The 18464-nt window shown below is 38.2% G+C and carries 15 protein-coding genes and 1 pseudogene; all 16 read right to left on the minus strand.

Features of this window, described 5'->3' with window-relative positions:
* Positions 1 to 3: 3 nt before the first annotated feature.
* Positions 4 to 954: a UDP-glucose 4-epimerase family protein gene (locus tag ACFQ0F_RS06420; protein WP_379070332.1), complete on the minus strand. Its 951-nt coding sequence runs from the start codon at positions 952 to 954 to the stop codon at positions 4 to 6.
* Positions 951 to 2120 carry a glycosyltransferase family 4 protein gene (locus tag ACFQ0F_RS06425; protein WP_379070335.1) on the minus strand — a complete coding sequence of 390 codons (1170 nt, stop codon included), beginning with the start codon at positions 2118 to 2120 and terminating at the stop codon, positions 951 to 953. Before ACFQ0F_RS06425 ends, ACFQ0F_RS06420 begins: the two co-directional genes overlap by 4 nt.
* A 2-nt stretch (positions 2121 to 2122) precedes the next feature.
* On the minus strand, positions 2123 to 3754 hold the full coding sequence (locus tag ACFQ0F_RS06430; RefSeq protein ID WP_379070338.1) for a heparinase II/III family protein: 1632 nt from the start codon (positions 3752 to 3754) through the stop codon (positions 2123 to 2125).
* A 52-nt stretch (positions 3755 to 3806) separates the two neighbouring features.
* The gene (gene asnB, locus ACFQ0F_RS06435) at positions 3807 to 5666 is read right to left on the minus strand and encodes an asparagine synthase (glutamine-hydrolyzing) (RefSeq protein WP_379070341.1); all 1860 of its coding nucleotides are present in this window, start codon (positions 5664 to 5666) and stop codon (positions 3807 to 3809) included.
* On the minus strand, positions 5650 to 7398 hold the full coding sequence (locus ACFQ0F_RS06440) for a hypothetical protein (protein ID WP_379070344.1): 1749 nt from the start codon (positions 7396 to 7398) through the stop codon (positions 5650 to 5652). Before ACFQ0F_RS06440 ends, asnB begins: the two co-directional genes overlap by 17 nt.
* A complete protein-coding gene (locus ACFQ0F_RS06445; protein ID WP_379070346.1) occupies positions 7395 to 8603 on the minus strand; it encodes a hypothetical protein in 1209 nt (402 codons plus the stop codon). The genes ACFQ0F_RS06440 and ACFQ0F_RS06445 overlap by 4 nt, the downstream gene beginning before the upstream one ends.
* A 2-nt stretch (positions 8604 to 8605) precedes the next feature.
* Positions 8606 to 9964: a lipopolysaccharide biosynthesis protein gene (locus ACFQ0F_RS06450; RefSeq protein WP_379070349.1), complete on the minus strand. Its 1359-nt coding sequence runs from the start codon at positions 9962 to 9964 to the stop codon at positions 8606 to 8608.
* Entirely contained in the window at positions 9965 to 10654 is a 690-nt protein-coding gene (locus ACFQ0F_RS06455) for a hypothetical protein (protein WP_379070352.1), read from the minus strand.
* Between the two features lie 42 nt (positions 10655 to 10696).
* Positions 10697 to 11638: a Gfo/Idh/MocA family oxidoreductase gene (locus ACFQ0F_RS06460; RefSeq protein ID WP_379070355.1), complete on the minus strand. Its 942-nt coding sequence runs from the start codon at positions 11636 to 11638 to the stop codon at positions 10697 to 10699.
* Positions 11639 to 11651: 13 nt separating this feature from the next.
* Positions 11652 to 12617, minus strand: coding sequence for a Gfo/Idh/MocA family oxidoreductase (locus ACFQ0F_RS06465; protein WP_379070358.1), 966 nt, complete (start codon positions 12615 to 12617; stop codon positions 11652 to 11654).
* Between the two features lie 58 nt (positions 12618 to 12675).
* Positions 12676 to 13694 (minus strand): annotated as a pseudogene (locus ACFQ0F_RS06470) (IS30 family transposase).
* A 46-nt stretch (positions 13695 to 13740) separates the two neighbouring features.
* Entirely contained in the window at positions 13741 to 14433 is a 693-nt protein-coding gene (gene pseF / locus ACFQ0F_RS06475; protein WP_379070361.1) for a pseudaminic acid cytidylyltransferase, read from the minus strand.
* Positions 14430 to 15482 (minus strand): nucleotidyltransferase family protein, encoded by a 1053-nt coding sequence (locus tag ACFQ0F_RS06480; RefSeq protein WP_379070364.1) that lies wholly within the window; start codon positions 15480 to 15482, stop codon positions 14430 to 14432. The genes pseF and ACFQ0F_RS06480 overlap by 4 nt, the downstream gene beginning before the upstream one ends.
* On the minus strand, positions 15482 to 16138 hold the full coding sequence (locus ACFQ0F_RS06485) for an acetyltransferase (protein WP_379070367.1): 657 nt from the start codon (positions 16136 to 16138) through the stop codon (positions 15482 to 15484). Before ACFQ0F_RS06485 ends, ACFQ0F_RS06480 begins: the two co-directional genes overlap by 1 nt.
* Entirely contained in the window at positions 16131 to 17207 is a 1077-nt protein-coding gene (neuB, locus tag ACFQ0F_RS06490; protein ID WP_379070370.1) for an N-acetylneuraminate synthase, read from the minus strand. Before neuB ends, ACFQ0F_RS06485 begins: the two co-directional genes overlap by 8 nt.
* On the minus strand, positions 17207 to 18355 hold the full coding sequence (gene neuC, locus ACFQ0F_RS06495; RefSeq protein WP_379070373.1) for a UDP-N-acetylglucosamine 2-epimerase: 1149 nt from the start codon (positions 18353 to 18355) through the stop codon (positions 17207 to 17209). The genes neuB and neuC overlap by 1 nt, the downstream gene beginning before the upstream one ends.
* Between the last annotated feature and the right edge of the window lie 109 nt (positions 18356 to 18464).

Here is an 18464-nt window from a genome sequence, read left to right on the forward strand (position 1 = left end):
GAATTAAAATCCATTAGTTAATTTTTTGAAGTTTTTTGCTGCTAATGTAAACCCATGCTCAACTGAAAATGGTGGTTTCCAGTCAAGCGAATTTTTTGTGTGAGTAATATCTAACTGGAGAGAACCTGTCAGTCTATCAATAATATCATTCTTATTAATTAACTTGCCCGCCAATTTAAAGAACCAAACAGGCACAGGCAAAGCTAAGTTTTTCCTAGATTGTACTTTTGCCATTAAAGAAACCATTTCAGCCGTTGATAGATCATTATCATCGGAGACTAATAATATTTGATTTGCTGCTTTAGGACACTCAATACACACTTTAATTAGATCAGCCAAGTTATAAACAGATACTAAACTACGCTTGTTGCATTTTATCGCTCTAAACGGCAATGGAAAACCTTTGCCTACAAAACGCATTAGTGAGCCAAAGTTTGATTTAACACCTTCACCGTAAACAAGGGGCGGCCTAATAATCACTATTTCCATCCCAGTCTCTTTACCTAGCGTTAATAACTGCTGTTCAGCTTCGGCTTTAGATATACCGTACGGATCTTCAGGTCTTGGGGTATCTAGTGCTGTATAAGGGTTTTGGTTAGTCGTACCTTCACCATTAACTTTAATGGAGCTTAAAAATATAAAGCGCTTAACACCAGCTTGTACTGCTTGCTTAGCTAAATTAAGTGTTCCATGAGTATTTATGGCTCTAAATTCATTAAGTGGATCAGTAGCTTTATCATCCATAACATGGACTCTTGCAGCGCAATGAACAACTACATCAACATTTTCTAATGCATCAGCGTAAGTAGATGTTGAATCAAGATTATGGTTGAAAAAGTTACCTAAATTTGACGGCTTTCTTCCTAGTAAATTTACGTGATAGTTTCCTTGCAACAGCTCAGCTAAATGATTACCAACAAAACCTGAGTAACCAGTGATCAATAAGCGCTTCACTTTTTATCACCATAACTAATAATTGATTTTGCCATTTCTATCATAATATTTTTACGTGTGTACTTCTTAATAAAACCATCTCGATTCGTTTGCCCAAGCTTCAAAGTAGCAAGTGATGCGACCGCTTGCTGCTTGTTGCTTGGATAAAACACCTCAGCGTTATCAACCTCTAAATTTATAAATTCAGCAGCGTAACCGCTTACCCCAGCTAAAATTGGCTTACCCATAGCTGCGTATTCGAATATTTTTGAAGGTAGAACTTTTTCAAATGCAGGGTAATCGTTTAAATGTAAAAATAGAATATCGGCACTTAAATACTCTTTGATTAATTGCTCACGGCTTACTGGCGGGTGAAAAGAAATATTAGCAACCCCTTTACTAGCCTCAACCAGCGCGGATTTTCTACCTCCATCACCAATTACTTTAAACTGATATTTCGGGCCAACTCGCCTAGCTAACTCAGGTATTATTTTACTTAACCCCTGACCTTCACCGATATTCCCTGCGTATAATACTGTAAACGTGTTTGGCTTGCTTAACTCTAATTCAATTGGCGATTCAGTGTGTAAAAACTCTTTATCAATACCGTTTGTAAACCATGAATAGCTTGCATTTTTAAATCGATTAACAAAATATCCTTCAAATCCTTTTGATACTAGGTTAATATGACTTCCCGCTGAAAATGTATAGTTTTCTACTAATGTCAAAATAGGTTTTAGTAAAAAAGCTACTTTGGGGTTTAACACATCTTTTAGCGTATCAACAAAAATATCGCGTACATCTAAATAAAGAGGCGCATTAATTCGCTTTGCAATTCTCGCCCCTAAAAAAGCGGTAAATAAACGAGAACTTGTTGCAAAGACTAAATCATACTTTTTACCACAGACAAGTTTGTTAGCCTGCTTATAAAAAGCAGCAAAAGACTTAATTTGATCAAGCATGCCACTGTTATGCGAAGGTAAAGCAATTCGCCTAACAGTTACATTATCAGTTTGCTCTAACTCCTGCGCTTCAGCTTCAAAGCTAGCATACCGGTTTGGTAAAGTTGTAATAACTTCAATTTCAACATCGGAGTTATTTTTTAGCTGCTCTATTAAAGCTGTAGTTCTAAATGAGCCTGCACACAAATCGGGAGCGTAATAAAATGAGAGCACTAATACTTTCAAAGCTATTCCTTTTGAATTTTTATTTCTGTAATCAATTGACCATTATTAAATGGTATAACTATTTTTTTGTTTGGAATGGTTGTACCAAACTCTGGATGCCACGTACTATCTTCAATAAAGTAAGCATGTGAACTCACTAAAATAACTTTGCTTTTACATGCAAGACTTAACTCTAAACATGTTTGATTAACTTGCTTAAGATCTACATCTGGATGAACATGTAAATTAAACTCAGCTGCTGCTTTAGCAGATAAGTCATCAATAATAATGCAAGTATCGGTTAACGCACTTATTGTTCGTGTGTGAGTCACTTTTTGCTTTAGTCGTTTATAACCATCGTGACATGCTGAAAGTACAACGTTACCTGAACTTTCCTCTGCTTTAATTAGGCAACTATAAGCTCTACGAGCAACACGAAAACCAGACCAAACCTCTGAAGAACTTTGCCCATCAACAACTACTGTATTATGGGCTGGAGTTTCACGCTGTCTTAATCGCTCTTTACTAATTCCATAAAGTGAAGTACCTGAATTAACAAAAACACGTTGAGTACTAACTGACATTTCAAAACTTAAAGTGTCAGCATGAGCATGCCCAGGTAGATAATCGGGCCCAACGTTTGCGTGGTCAAATAAAAGAGTGTAAGTGTCATTCTGCACCCGACTATAGCCACTGCCATGATTAGTAGTAAGTATATTTAATGGCACTTGATAATCAATACCTAGTTTACTTGCATAGGAAAAAATTTCAGCAGGACTTGCTGCGATACCTATAGCCGCATCATTAAAAAAGCTGATTTCACCATCAGGGTGAATCATTGTCTTAAGCCAACAAAGTGCTTTTTTAGCCACTAATTCCCAGTTATTTAAGCGATCTAATAAATTTACATTTTGACTCGTTTTTGCTAAATCAATTAGTTCAAGTAAATCCAAAAGTAGAATTTCATGGTACATTGGAGACAATTCAAAATGAGCGCCATCAGCTAAAAATTGTTCGTCAATTTCTCTATCTAATATCTTTAAACCTAAATTTAAAAAACCTTCGGACTCTTCACCTAGTAAGTAAGCACCTGCAAAAGTCAAAGCTTTACCGTTAGCAAATAGGTGATTACCTAAAATATGGTATTCAAGTTGCTGAGATAGTGCACTAGCCTGCTGTGCAATACTATTTAAATACCTTTGCTCAACACCCTTCTTCTTACTAAACCATTTAACCCAGTTTACCAACCTTAGTGATAGCGGGTATGGCTCCCAGCCATTTCCAAAACAAGGTGGGTTTTCTTCAATCCAACGATTAATAAAAGAATAGTGTATAGACTCTCGCTCCTGATAAGTAACGGAGCTTAGATCATCGAAGTAATGTAGATTATACAACCAAAGCTTTTCTTGGCCAGTATCATTCCAAATTTCACTAGAGTTAACTACGCCATCTAAAGATAAAAAATTGACACGACCATATTCAAAAATACTTTGCTCATATAAGCTAGGGCCATTCCAGCCCCATACATAATTAGATAAAAAAGTTTTGGTAGGTATAACTTCAGTTTTTTTAATTCGATAATAAAGTCGAAACCAGAGTTGCTCAAACTTTAATGGCTTGATAGTATTATAGAGCTTAAAAAAATAATTTAACAAAAATAGATCCTAAATTTTAATTTTGAAATATAAGAATGAAAGATAAAAATAATTATAAACTGGATACCCAATACTTGAAGTATAAGATCTGCCAAATTTTATAAGCATTATTGCTCTTTTGTGAGAAATGTTCATCTATTAATTTCAAAACGAATTTTTCATCGATAAACCGCTCAACTCCTAAGACCTCTTGCTTAAGCCTATTCTGACCAATCTTGTCAATAAGAGTGTCTATAGGAGGGTTAAATCCTGTTTTTGATCGCTCTATTAAACTTTTGGGTAAAATACTTTTCAAAAAGTTTTTTAGTGGCTTTTTTGTGGCCTTTAAATCAATTAAATTTGCAGAATTAGAAGCGTATCCATGAGCAACTAGCGCTTCATCTAATAGTGGAACTCTTAATTCAATACTAGCTAACATACTAGCTTTATCGGATACCATTAAATTGTGCGCTAAAAACCCAGATCTGTCCATGTGCTGGCCCAACTTGACCTTATCGTTAAAATCCCCTTCAAACTGTTTAATAATTTGAACTAATTTAGCACTATAATTTGCAAAAAGAAAACCTTCCTTTTCTTTAAATAGACTTTTTAGCTCTGTTCGACTGAAATAACCAAGTAGTCGAGAATAGGCAACACCCCAATTATCCTCATCAGTATAAGAAACAAGTCTTTCAAATTTCTTATCTAGTTTTTTAGGGAATACGTTAAACTTTAAAAAAAATTTCAACAACGGATTTAATAATTTAAAAAAGCTATGTTTATTTAAAATATGATATCTCGGGTAACCAGCAAAAGCTTCATCTCCCCCCATACCACTTAGCATAACTTTATAACCGCTCTCTTTAGCAGCCATTGAAAGCTGATAAGTGGCCCAAAATGTATAATCAGAAATAAGCTCCTCTGTATTCTCTGCTACAAATTTAACCTGACGAATTAAATCATCAACCCCGGTGTCGTCATCTGAAAACTTGTAAGATATTAATTTTTTATTGAGATATTCCGCGATTAGTTTAGAGTATTTCTTATCTATGTCGGCAGAACTATCCGCAGAATATTCAGCAAAAAAAAGATCGGCATCATTTGACATACTTGCCAATATACTCGAGTCAGCTCCACCACTAAAAAATACACCTAAAGGTACGTCGGCCATCAATTGATTTGAAATCGAATGGTTTAGCTTATTGGCAAATGAATTACTGTTATTATACGCAGACAGCTTTTTATAAAGTTTTGTGACTTTGTTACCACTCGCAATATCAATAGTTAAAACATGCCCGGGCATTAATTTTTTTATATTTTTATAGCCTGTAGCAGGCTCATATAAGAAACCTGTATTAAAAAATTCATAAATATCATTCTTGTCAAAACTAAGCTCATTATTTAGATATGGTTTAAGCCCTTTAATTTCAGAGCTTGCGAATATACCGAAATCATTACTAGAGATATAAACAGGCTTGATGCCTATTGCATCTCTTGCTAAGTGTATTTTATTATTTACTTTATCCAAAATAATAATACAGAACATACCCTCAAGCATTGAAAATGATTCTAAACCATACTCAATATACAGCTGAAGTGCTACCTCGGTGTCAGAGCCACCTCTGAAGCTAATATTATTTGCCTTTAACTTAGATCTCAACTCATTGTGATTATAAATTTCACCATTAAAAATTATTGAATATCCGTTATCGTTATGCATTGGCTGACTTCCAGCATCAGACAGCTCAATAATACTCAAACGATTATGACCCAAGCCTATAAAACTATCACAATACTCTGTTTCATAAACTCCCGTTGAGTCAGGCCCCCTGTGAATAGTTAATTCGAGACTCTCTTGAATTTCTTTTGAAAAACTTTTTGATTTGCTATAAAAAAAACTTAATCCACACATATAATTAACTTCTACATTCAAAAATTGAAACTAAATCTCTTTGACTAACAGCACTTACTGAGCTTCCAAAAACTCGAGCATGCAAATCTCTTACCTCTGAATATAAATCATATTTATCACTTAAAAGCTCAGGTATTGCATCTATACTTTTTGTATACCCTGCATACATTTCATCACAACTCACAAAATCTATATTTTTATAACTTTCAATTGTATCAATAAATATAAATGGCTTAAAATGACAAAGTAACTCCATGACAACCGCACTTGGGTTAGAGATTGCTATTTTAAACTTTTCATAAAGCTCATCATTGGTAATATTTGACGATGTAAACACTATGTTTTCATCTACTGAAGAGCCTTTTAACCAGCTTCCTGAATCTCTTGGATGAACCTTAATGCAATAGTTAAAAGATTTAGACTGAGTTTTGATTTTTTCTAAAAGTTGAATTATTTTTTTATTTTGATTGATCTCTGTTACATGAGAAAAGTAACATACTTCAAATTCATTTTTATTGGTTACTTTTACAGTTTTCTCTTCACTTAACCTGATTGGCCCTAAATATTTTAAGCTAGAAGTTTTACTTGACCATCTCGATTCAAACAACTCTTTTCTCTTTAAAGTATCTGTCAAGAAAATATCAGCTACAGCTGGCAATGGCAAATCGTTAGCCTCTTGATCACACGCCATAACTTGAATTGTTCTATAACCTTTATTTTTTGCCACATTAATCTCTGTGTAAGCATGGGGGGATTTTTGCTCACACGTTAGAAAAACACTATTATTTTGACCGATAGGAAGGAGCCTTGCTAACCTATTCTGGTACAACTCTAGATCAGCAGACATTATAATTACTTCTCTACAAGCTTGCTTCACATTAACAGTAAAACCATCACCGCTAAATAATTTATTACAGCTTTTAATAGAAAGATAGAATGTCTTTAGGTATGTTTTTATCGTTAACCAAAAATTTGCTTCAGGTAGCTTTACAACTCTGATTAAACTCTGACTACAGGCCCATTCGTTAACAACATAAAATAATTTACGCTGAACAAAAGTATCTGCACAAATAATAGTAAAAGGAATCGTTGAAGATTCTAAAATTTGCTTTACAGCAAAAAACTGTGCTTGAGTTCTGAGCACGGCATAAAAAGGAGTTATTTCTAACGGCTCTATTGACATATGTTGTTTTTGTGTCAAATTTGCTCGCAAAGCTTGCAAAAGTCTCATTGAAAAAACCGCCGTATCTCGAAGCGTATTGCTTAACTTCTGATAATTAAACTTGCGGCTAAGGTACTTTATTTCAAGACCAAGAGATTCAACTGCTTTCTCAACAGTGCTTTGTAACGCAAACTTTCTATTGTACATAAGCTGCCCTTGGGACTCATGCTCAGATAAGTAGTAATTTGGACGACCCTTTCCAAAGAGCCTATCAGCAAATATTACTTTGCAGTGCTGGCTAGAGTGCAGCTTTAAAGATTCTATATATTGAACAGACAAACGTATAGAACATTCAAAAAAGTTATTAGCGTAACCATTGAGATCGACTTCTTTGTGCTCACTAAGCTCCGTAAAAAATTTTCTCACTAACGCGACCTGTTCCCCCCAATTAACCTCAGCATCCGATACATCATAAGCATGCTTAACACCCTTTACACTAAAGCAATCTGTAAATGCCAAAATAATATCCTCAGCACTAATTAGCTCAGAGAAACAAATAAAGTCCTCTTTAGTAAATGCAACATATATCATTTCTGCGAAACCTCATTAACAGTATCTTTTCTATTTGAAATTTTTGACTCCCCTCTGATATGTAAAGCTATTAATATCCATATAGCTGGAAATGCGGCCGAATAGGATACGGATAAATACAAAAATGCGAAAAATTTTGCGCTAGCACTACTATTTGATACGTAACAAAATAAGAAAAGCAAATACAACCAAAATAACAGACCATAAGAAATAGTAAGCATTGTAAATGAGGAATTACTACCAAAAGCTTTGCCTGTATTCATGTAAAAATTTTGCACAAATGGAGTGACAGCCATAAGTTGCTCTGCTTTATTCAGAGCTGCAGTATTTCCCACACCAAACGGATAATGAAATATAGAAACAAGTCCCAGATAAAAGTCCACAACCCTAGTTAAGATTGACGAATCACTTAGCATTAGTGATGTAGGATCTGCCAGTTGAATTATAACATCTGCGCCTCGACCAAATGCACCAACACCAATTTGATGCCCAAACAGAAATACTACGCCACCAACTAAAACAATTAAAGGGAAAAAAGCCAACTTGTAGCGCAGTTTATATTCACCAGTAAAGTATTTAATGCCAATATATATAATAAAATATAAATACCCAGTTCCGGACTTGGTCATAAGCAACATAAAAATCACCATTCCATATATAATATACTTAGTTATTTTAGACATATTTTTATATTTATATAAATAATCAGTTATAATCAGGAAGAACACCAATAAACCACCGAATAAACCTGGTTCAGTGACAAGAGTTGCAACACCTCTATAGGTATAATCAGTAGCATTAGTGTTGCGAATAACTAAATTTTGTATCGCAATCATTGGCTCTGTGAAAAGCAATAGTAGGATCGTAAAAAGCAAATAAAAACTTACTATACATATAAATAACTTATTTGAGAGCTCATGCTTTGCATAATAAAAACCAACAATAATGAAAGCCCCAAAAGAAAGAGAAACCAATTTTCCGACATCAATCTCAAGAAACCTTGAAAAGGGATTATTATATGCCAAAAGAAATATTGGCACAAATAAAGCAATCAACAATAATGGTTTAAACGTCTTTTCGCTGACTGCTTTCCTCAATACAATAAACGCTGCGAGAATTCCCGCTAAAGGTTGAATATCACTACCAATAGGAAAAGGTGAGACGAAAGGAAAAAAACAGCACAACAAAAATAACTTATTCAACATAGTTACGCGACCTTCCTACTCTTATAAGTCCAAAACCCTAGGGTTAAAATAATACCGAACTCGTACAATAATACGAATGATTTTCCTGTACCTAATTCTTTAAGGTAATAACTTACAAGCAATAGAATAGAAAATATAGCTGCTATAGCCATAACCTTCGAGCCTAATCCAGAAAACGATAATTGCGTTTTAACAATGTAAAAGTGTAGAAAAATTAGCAGAGTTATAGGTATCAGTAATGAAAAGACTAAGCCATGCATTTTGAAGATAGGGATTAAGGTTGAATTGAGTGTAATACTTACTAGTGCAATAAACAAAAACACTTTCATTTGCAAAGCTGTTTTCTTGTAATAACTAAATAGAATACTGCTTGACACTCCAAGTATTGCAGCGATAAAGTTCACATACATTAAGATGGTGATATACCCTTGAATGTTTTGATACTCATCACTCATTACTAATCTTAAGATATCGGGTAGAAAGAATGTGATTCCTAAGGCTACTATCATTAATGCTTTTATACTTAACAGCATATTATTTTTAGCTTGTTCTTCTTTGCCATCTTTAAGCAACCTAAATAGTGCTGGGGTAGCCACAAGTGTTACAGTTTGAGTAAATATAAAAAACACCATCGCAACTTTTTGTGCTGCAGAAAAAACACCTATATCTTGCGCTTGAATGTGACCGACCATAAAGAATCTTACAGACCATGTGATAAACCAAGACGCTAGCAAAGTAGGTACAAACGGTAAAGAGTAAGAAAGCATCTCCTTTACTAAGGCCTTATCACCTAATGCAGAAAGCTTAGGCTTAGTGACACAAATCGATATAACCAATAGTATCAACGCCGAAGTCAAGCTTGCATACAAAAATGACTGTGCCTGCATTTTTAAGACATATAGAAAAAATATCGAGCCTATTAGAAAAGATAATGACTTAGCAACTGTAGCAAGAAAATAATCCATCGGTCTTTGTGCAAATTGATACTTCACTATAACAATTGTATGCAGAACATAACTTACTGCAGTCACATATATGATCACAAATTCAAATAGTGTAACTTGGCTGGATAACATAGTGCCGGCTATGGTCAGAGGAAATAAAAGCAGCGCCCCAGCAATCGCAATAGAAGCTGAAGTTGAAATCACTTTGTCCGGCTCCAACTCCAGATAGAAACGCTGAGAACTTCGGTCAATTGCACCGCTAATACATGACTGCAGCAGTAGTATTACAGTCTCAAATATAGCAACTAGTGCATACATTTCTGGCTTTAACATCGCTGTATAAGCAAATAAAGCCAAAAAAGAAAAGATTTGAGCGACCCCAGTGGCTCCACCATAAAATAGTATATTTCTATTCAATTAATTATCTTTATTTAATACGTAATTATGTAGATGGCGAAATACTCCAGATGAGACTATTTTATGACCGTATTTTGACAAATGATGATTATCTTCTAAAAATACCTTTTCTAAGTCACAATTTTTATAGATATCGTTTTTATAGGCGTCAGAAAACACCACTTCCTGAATCGCATTATAAGCTTCAATACGACTAGATATAAGTGGATTGGCATCCATATAAGATTGTGAAGCAGGCGCGATTGGAATTACCAGCCAATTCGCTTTAGGAAAAAACTCTTTTAGCTTTATTAGATTTTGTTTGTATTCTGCTAAAGGAACATATGCGATGTTTCTTTTTCGTACTAATTTTTTGTAGTACTTCTTAACGAAAGCTTTTGAGAGTTGATTTATTATAGGCAATCTTGACACCACTTGTAACTCTATTTTTGTCAACGCTCTTGGGTAGCAATCTACAATACCCACTTGTAAAATAATGAGATCTGGCGAATAACTTAAACAGTGTTTCTCAACATCAACAAGTAAAGAGCGGGTATCCCGAAAAGGTTTCATATCAAAAAAAAAAGAAACTTTGCAACTTTTTTTCTGAGCTTGATCTCGGACTGTATAAGTCCAAACCTCGCTGGCAGAAGTGCCTTGGTTGTCTACTCTCGGGTAGCCAAGCGAGTCCGTTAAGAATAGTGCGTTCATAGAATAAGACTCATATAGCTGTTCAGGAAATATGAAAGGTAGTTACCTTTCATATCCAGCCATTTTTTCAAAAGATTTAAATTGTTTTTTTTGCTCAGCCAAAGAGCATAAGTGCTCACAGTCTTGCATAAGGAAAGCTTTGACCTGCTTATATAAGCCTGGTTTGTACTCTTTATCTAACGAGTCGTCGACCTCAACCAGATTAACCGCTATTTGACCTCTCTTTTGAACCTGAAGCTGCTCCATAGGTCTAAATATATAGCGATGATCTTTTGTAAGAACCTCGACAGACCATCGTCCAGCAGATTCCCAGTTTGCTGCATAGTTGAACAGTGCGCCACTCTGACTGACCCCTGCACCTGCAAATATCGAGGCATCAGGATGCCACTCTAAACTCCCTGATGTGAAACAAGTAAGCATCTTTGGCTTACCACCGAGGAAAAATGCAAGATCCGCAACATGTGTAGAATTGGCCAAAAACCATTTTCTCAACACGTCTAATGGCTTGTCGATTTTTTCTATCAAATGCGCCCATTCTGTCAATTCAAAGTTAAAAGAAGTCGGGCCTCCTTCTTCTGCAATTCTTTTCTTAGCTTCTAAAACAGAGGAGAAAAACCTTCTGTTATAGGCCACATAGATATTACTGTTGTACGCCACACATCTTGCGCATAAGTCTTCCACCTGTTGATAAGAAACTGCAGCTGGCTTCTCTATCAAGATATTTTTCACACCGAACTCAATCAACTGTAGCGCTGTGTCATATAGCTGATAAACTCCAACGCTTATAATTGCAGCCTCTGGAACAGAAGCTGAACTTTTAATAAAAGCCTCTAAACCACCAGTCACTACTGGTTTTCCAGTTGCTTCGAAAAATGTATCTGCCGAAGCCTGCCCTCGACCTACCACAGTATACTGTTTATTTAGCCCGTCCAATACCTTTGAGTACTCTATGGACATAGAGCCTGAACCAATTAACCAAATCATGTTATTTCCTAAATCAGGTGATTGGACATACATCTATTTTTTTATTTAAAATCAGGGATATGTGTTCTATTAAAGTCGCAATAAACGGAGTATGTATTTCACAAGACTCAGCGTAAGGTGTTAAATTACAAAAATCAGTATTAATGATTTCATCAATACACATGCCAGTTAGCTGGCTTTGAAAAAGAGCTGTATGTGTATGCTCAGTAATAGTGTCACCAACTTTTTCCGTCCAAGATCCTTTTATTTCGTTAATTGTGTGAGTTACGTCGCCATTAGATAAGGTTATGACTAGTTCAGGAGTTTCTTCAGTGCCACTTTCAACTACTAGTGAATGTTTTCCAGCAACAAAGGTCAGTTTCCCTGCGATTTCTAAATACCCAGGGCGCTTACTTTCAATGACTTCAGGAACAAGCTGAGAATCCTTCACTGACATATCACTCTGGTGAATTAAAAATGCAAATAAATCAATGAAGTGCACACTATTACATGCCATCCCCCATGCATTTCCTTTTACACACATATCAATTGGTATTGATGTATCTAGTTGTGTTTCGATACTTACATATGTAGGAAACAAGCGTCTAGGACAGTTAACCCACCCTTTAGTCACATTACTCGTTAGTAATGTGCCAATCTCATCATATTCAGATAGAGCTTGGAACAGCACTTTTTCAAAGATAATATATTTAACCACATTATGACTTAGAAGCTGTCGTGTAACTTGCGCTCGGTATCGTGCTGCGGTTGAAATAATACATACGTCAATCTGCAGATCAGAAGGCATATAGCATTGATATGTAATTCGAGTATTCGGATGCCCTGCCGTCACTTGCTCTGCACGTTCACGACATACATTTAAAGAATTTTCAGAAGGGTCAATCACAATAATATCGAGCGCATTAACACTTAGTAAAGCACCTTGTAAATGACGACTGCCAAGCTGCCCTGCACCTATAATTAGAATTTTTTTATGCAAAATTGTCACCTTGATATTTTGAAGTGGGCGGTCTCAAGGTCCAAGTACAACGAACCCATTATTGTTTAGTTTCTGACGCTGACTCAGCCAACGCCGCAGTTACTTCCGCATAAACCTCGATCGGCATTTTGAAGTTCAGTACGGCTCGCGGCTTAGTGTTTAAACTGTGAGTAATCGCATAAAGATACTTCTGAGAGTGTACCTACAGGTCAGTCCTTTTAGGTAAGTACTGGCGAAATCAGTCCATTCATGTTTTCATTATTACCACGCTGCCAAGGGCTATGCGGGTCGGCGAAGTACACAGTCATGCCCGTACGCTCGTTTAGCTCAACATGACGACTCATTTCTCGGCCCTGATCGTAGGTCAGTGTTTGGCGCAGCGGCGCATCGATGCGATTAAGTGCCATGGTTAAGCTTCCAAGGTCGACTCGGCCGTGGCATTAGGCATTTTCGCCAAGATCACACCGCGAGTTGTGCGCTCAACCAGCGTGGCAATCGAGGATGTATTGCCAGAGCCTTTGATTAGATCAGCTTCCCAATGCCCAGGCACTAAGCGGCTTTCCACCTCAGGTAGGCGCTCATGAATGCTGAGCATATTCGGCAGCTCGGCACGGCGACCCTCGCCTTGGCCTCGGCTCCGACGACCATAATAACCTTGTCGCAAACAACGTATCAGCTCTTTGCGTAACTCACCGCGCGGCATGGCATAGAGCGCGGTATAAATTGTTTCATGCGACACGTGCATCTCGGCGCGATTAGGATTATGTCGCGCAGTCTGCCGCTGATTTGCTGAGGTGATCAGCCTAGTTTTATAAGACCGCTGGCAATCCCGAACAGATTACATCCTGCGGCTAGCTTGTTGGTTTTGCGTGGAATAAATTGTTTTTTCTCGTGCGCGCCGACCCGCTTAACGGCATCGTAACGCTGATTCAACGCAACGTTATTTCGCTTAAGCCCACGGCTCAACGTACTGGCTGATCGTTTCAACTGTTGCGCGATGAAGGTCAATGAATGACCCTCTTGGCGCATCAGCATTAGGGTGGCTCGCTCTTCTGTGCCCAAGTGTGTGTAATGTATTTGCATCGGTACAAGCTACCTGATTAGTCAGGATCGTTGCACTTGGTTATTGAGACTGCCTTTCTTTAATTAATAACTCAGCCAACTTAAAATCTTGCAGTGTATCCACATCCACCGACTCTTTTGCACCCATCACATAAGAGTAAGTATCTTTGCTATAAAGCTGATTTAAGCTACCTACATAAATTTTTAAAAAGATATAAATGGCACCGTTTAGTCGATAGTAAGGTTCTAGCTCTTGAGTTCTTTTTAGGTCTTTAGGTTTAATAAAACCATCCATTGAGCCATCTTTACCTAATTTATTGCAAAATTGGATTGGGTATTCAACTTCACAAACTGAAACCACTGCTTTTGCTGACTTCTCTTCCATTAGCTGCATAGCTTCTTTTATGTGCTGTGCGTTTCTTAAGGGGGAAGTAGGTTGCAGAATTGCTATTGTAGATGCTTGTTGTTTATGTTCTTTTTCAAACCATTCAACTAGATGAGTTACTACATCGTTGGTATTGGCTTCATCTGAAGCGAGTTTTGTGGGACGCAGGAACGGTATTTTTGCGCCCGCTTGTCTAGCTACTTCGGCTATTTTCTCATCATCTGTACTAACAAAAACGTGATCAAATACTTGGTTTTCTAAGGCTGCTTCGATAGTCCAAGCAATCATGGGCTTGCCAGCTAGGTCTTTAATATTTTTTCCTGGTAGCCTTTTACTACCTCCGCGCGCGGGGATAATTGCGATTTTCATTTAAACAACCTTTCTATATCTAGCTGAGCTTTTTGGTAGTCTTTCATTTGTCCGATATCCAGCCAATAATCATAACTGGTGTATGTACCTATACGCTTACCTGCTTGTCTACCCTGCTCTAACAACGTAGGCATATCGATGCGCTGATTGACTTTAACCTTGGCAATGATTTCTGGATTTAAAACATAAATACCGGTGTTGACTTTATAACGGAAGGTTGGTTTCTCGACCATATTTACAATGAGCTGCTCTTCCGTCTCGATCACACCAAAAGGCACTCGATGCTCGTCTTCTCTGACGGACATAGTCGCATCAAAGCCTTGAGTTTCATGGTGCTGCAACAGTTGTGCGTAGTTTAGCTTGGTTAGCACATCGCCATTCATCATCACAAGCGGTAGGTTAGGCAAATTTTTAGGAAGTAACCCTAAAGCACCACCAGTGCCTAAAGGATTATCTTCATGCACATACTCAACACTAATACCCCAGTTGCTGCCATCACCAAAATGGTTGTGAATTACCTCTGGCATATAGTGGGTTGAAATATAAAAACGGTGGAAACCTTGTTTAATAAACTGATTAATTAGGTGCTCCAGCATAGGTTTATCACCTACACGCAGCATGGGTTTTGGGCAGTGGTCAGTTAAAGGCTGTAGCCGTGTACCAAAGCCCCCGGCCATAATAAAAACAGGGTTGTCACGCTTGGCTGGCTGTAATGCTTGGTGGAGTGTCTCTAAACCTGCTAGATAACCTGCTTCATCGAGTAAGGGTAAGGCAAGTAAATCATGCTTATCCATCAACTGTAGACGCTGTTCACGGGCGCTAGTTAATTTAGCTGTGATGGGCTGAGTATTCATCACCCTTGCAACGGAATCTTGCATTTCACAATTAACTAGCAAGCCACGACGAATATCACCATCGGTGACCGTGCCTAATAGTTTATTTTGTTCATTGCATATCAAACCAATGCGCAGTGCGGCTTGATCAATCACTCGCATGGCATCGCGAATAGTAGCATCAGCACTAATTACAACACGTTTCCAATCACTCATTACTTTGTGCTCTCTTTGCTTATCACTCGACTTGCCGCTGGAATAATTCTTTGCTGAGCTGGTACATCTCTTACAACTGTTGTTCCTGCACCTATCACAGCTTGCTCACCTATTTGAATATTTTGTATCACACTTGCGCCTGTGCCGATATGCACTTGCTCAGCAGTAATTACGCCACCACTTAGGGTAACGCCTGGAGCAATATGGTTGTGAGCGCCTATTTTGCAGTCGTGCTCTACAGTTGCACCGGTATTAATAATGCTGTTTTTACCAATGCTGGCATTGGTTTGTACTTGTACGCCCATCATAATTTGCACGCCTTCGGCTAATTCTAGGTAGTTAGATAGGTTAGCTTTGGGAGATATTACATGGGCAAAGCGGTAGCCTTTTTCTGAGAAAAACTCAAAGATCCACCAGCGTAGGTTATTGTCGGGTATAGAGCCCAAGCCATTCACTAGCCAAACTTCTACAGGTGAATAAGTGCTCAGTAATTGCTCGTCACTGGTAATACGCTTCAAGCCAGCTAAAGGGCTGTTGGCTGGAATGGGGTCTGGGGCTACCACAGCAATCAGTGGTAGTTTTTGTTCCAGCAGTATTTCTGCCAATACCGCAGCATGACCACCTGCACCAAGCATAACCAAAGGTTTATTAGCCATTAATTAACTCACCTTCAGCATAGTCTTGTAGAGCTGGCTTACCTAACAGCGACCAATACTGGTAGGGAGATAAACCATCACCTGGGCGTTTGGTGGTTAGGTTGTCCTCTGTAAATATTTCGCCCGCCTGAATGGCTTTAGCTACGACTAGGCTTTTGCGTGCAATGGCTTTATTTTTTATTTCTGAAGGTTGAGGGCTTTTAATACCACTGCCTAAAGATAATTCCACATCACGAATCGCTTGCACCATGGATTTTAGTTCATCGGGCTCAAGCGATGCCTGGTGGTCAGGGCCGGGCAGAGTTTTATTTAGAGTGAAGTGTTTTTCAATTAGGCTGGCACCCATGGCAGTAGCAGCAATCGGAATGGTAATGCCTGCAGTATGGTCTGAATAACCGGCGGTTAGACCAAAAGCTGTAGCAAGGGTTTGCATGGCTCTTAAGTTCACTTCTGCTAAAGGGGCTGGGTATTCAGTGGTGCAATGCAAAAGGGTTACATGGGTTTTGAGTGCAGCCTGCCCTGCTACGCTGGCATAGGCCCGAGCAAAGGCTTCTTCGCTGGGTGCTGTGCTAAGCGGCTGGGTTAAACCAAAAGCAATAACACCTAAAGCCGCTTCAACTTCAGCTAAGCTTGCCATGCCGGTAGATACAATTAAATCGCAACCAGTGTGTGCATGTTGCAAAACAAAGGGCGCATTGGTCAATTCACCCGATGGAATTTTAAGGGTTTTAAGCCCTAAGTTTTTGACTAAAAAGTCTAGGCTATCTTGGTCGAAGGCGGTGGATAAAAACTCCATACCTAGCTTTTGGCAATAAGCTACTAACTCATGGTGGGTTGCATAACTCAACTCCAAGCGGCTGAGCATGGCAAACTGAGACTCTGCAACACCTGTATTACGGGTTTGGTATTCAGCCTGCTGGGCATCTTGGGTCACTAGTTTTTTAGCTTTAAAGGTTTGGAACTTGACAATATCCGCACCAGCAGCATGTGCAGCATCCACCAGTTTAAACGCCAGCTCTTTACTGCCGTTATGGTTTACACCGGCCTCGGCAATAATTTTAACGATCATTAACTGCTCTCTTTTAAATCATAAAAAGTTTTAACTACGGATAAATCGGCTACTTTAAGCTGCTCCAGAATAGCTTCGCTAGCCTTACCTTTACCATAAGGATTAAACACTTGGCTTAGGTCGTATTTTGATGTTTCTTGCAAGGCTTCTATTATAGCGGCTGTATTTGAAGGACAAGAAAAAACGCTTACAGCAGCTAAACGACCTCGCTGGCGTTCACCCAAGTTGATAGTCGGTACTTTAAAAGAAGGCACTTCAATAATTCCGCTCGATGAATTACCCACTACCGCAGCCGCATGTTTTACCGCACTTAAATAACGTTGATGACCTAAAGATGGAATCGCTAAAACTCGGGTGGGTTGTTGTTTAGCATAGGCTTCTAGCACGGGAATAATTTCACGCCCTCCATCGTCAGCATTTGGGTAGGTCAAAATGATTTGGTGCTGTGGAAACGCATCTAAAGCCCTTAGTAGGTTTTCAAAAGACGCCTTGGCTGGCTCACTGGCTAGAGTAACAGGATGGTAAGTCACTAAAAAATATGACTGTTCTAGCTTGAAGTTTAATGAAGCTGATAATTCAGCTAATGAAAGCAGTTTACTACGCTGCAAATGGTCTAAACCTACCGCACCCACATTAAAAACTCGGCTGGGGTGCTCACCTAGTTGAATGACACGATTACGGTGAGTTTCAGTTGAGGTGAAGTGCAATAAACTCAGCTTAGTAATGGCATGGCGAAGGGCATCATCATAAGCGCCTTCGGTAATCTCGCCACCATGAATATGAGCAATAGGAATGCGCAAAATCATTGCCGCTTGTGCAACAGCAAAGGCTTCAAAGCGGTCACCTAGCACAACCAATACATCCGGCTTCATGCGTTCTAAAGCATCAGCAAAACCTAGCACACCTAAGCCAATACTTTTAGCCGTACCAACGGCTGAATCAGAAGATAAAAGCATTTCTACTTTTTCAGTAATGGTAAAACCATCAGCCTCTATCTGCTGGTAGGTCATACCAAATTCAGGTGACAAGTGCATGGCTGAAACAAGTAGCTGCAATTCAATCTCAGAGTCATGTTGCAAGTCTTTTAATAACCAATACAACAAACCATATTCAGCACGTGTACCTGTAAAAACAGCGATTTTTTTCATAATTTATTTCTTTAACTAGCCTTTAAGCTTCTTTAGCTTATTCACTGGGATTCAGCTGGTATTAGGTTTCACGTCCTTGACTTTAGCATTGCAAAAAGTAGATAAGCGA

The organism is Paraperlucidibaca wandonensis, assembly GCF_042677145.1.
Classification (GTDB): Bacteria; Pseudomonadota; Gammaproteobacteria; order Pseudomonadales; family Moraxellaceae; genus Perlucidibaca; species Perlucidibaca wandonensis.

Bases quoted from the DNA above. Each gene is read 5' to 3' on its own strand.
- ACFQ0F_RS06440 (WP_379070344.1), bottom strand. From the start codon at position 7,398: ATGATATATGTTGCATTTACTAAAGAGGACTTTATTTGTTTCTCTGAG.
- ACFQ0F_RS06445 (WP_379070346.1), bottom strand. From the start codon at position 8,603: ATGTTGAATAAGTTATTTTTGTTGTGCTGTTTTTTTCCTTTCGTCTCA.
- ACFQ0F_RS06455 (WP_379070352.1), bottom strand. From the start codon at position 10,654: ATGAACGCACTATTCTTAACGGACTCGCTTGGCTACCCGAGAGTAGAC.
- ACFQ0F_RS06460 (WP_379070355.1), bottom strand. From the start codon at position 11,638: ATGATTTGGTTAATTGGTTCAGGCTCTATGTCCATAGAGTACTCAAAG.
- pseF (WP_379070361.1), bottom strand. From the start codon at position 14,433: ATGAAAATCGCAATTATCCCCGCGCGCGGAGGTAGTAAAAGGCTACCA.
- ACFQ0F_RS06480 (WP_379070364.1), bottom strand. From the start codon at position 15,482: ATGAGTGATTGGAAACGTGTTGTAATTAGTGCTGATGCTACTATTCGC.
- ACFQ0F_RS06485 (WP_379070367.1), bottom strand. From the start codon at position 16,138: ATGGCTAATAAACCTTTGGTTATGCTTGGTGCAGGTGGTCATGCTGCG.
- neuB (WP_379070370.1), bottom strand. From the start codon at position 17,207: ATGATCGTTAAAATTATTGCCGAGGCCGGTGTAAACCATAACGGCAGT.
- neuC (WP_379070373.1), bottom strand. From the start codon at position 18,355: ATGAAAAAAATCGCTGTTTTTACAGGTACACGTGCTGAATATGGTTTG.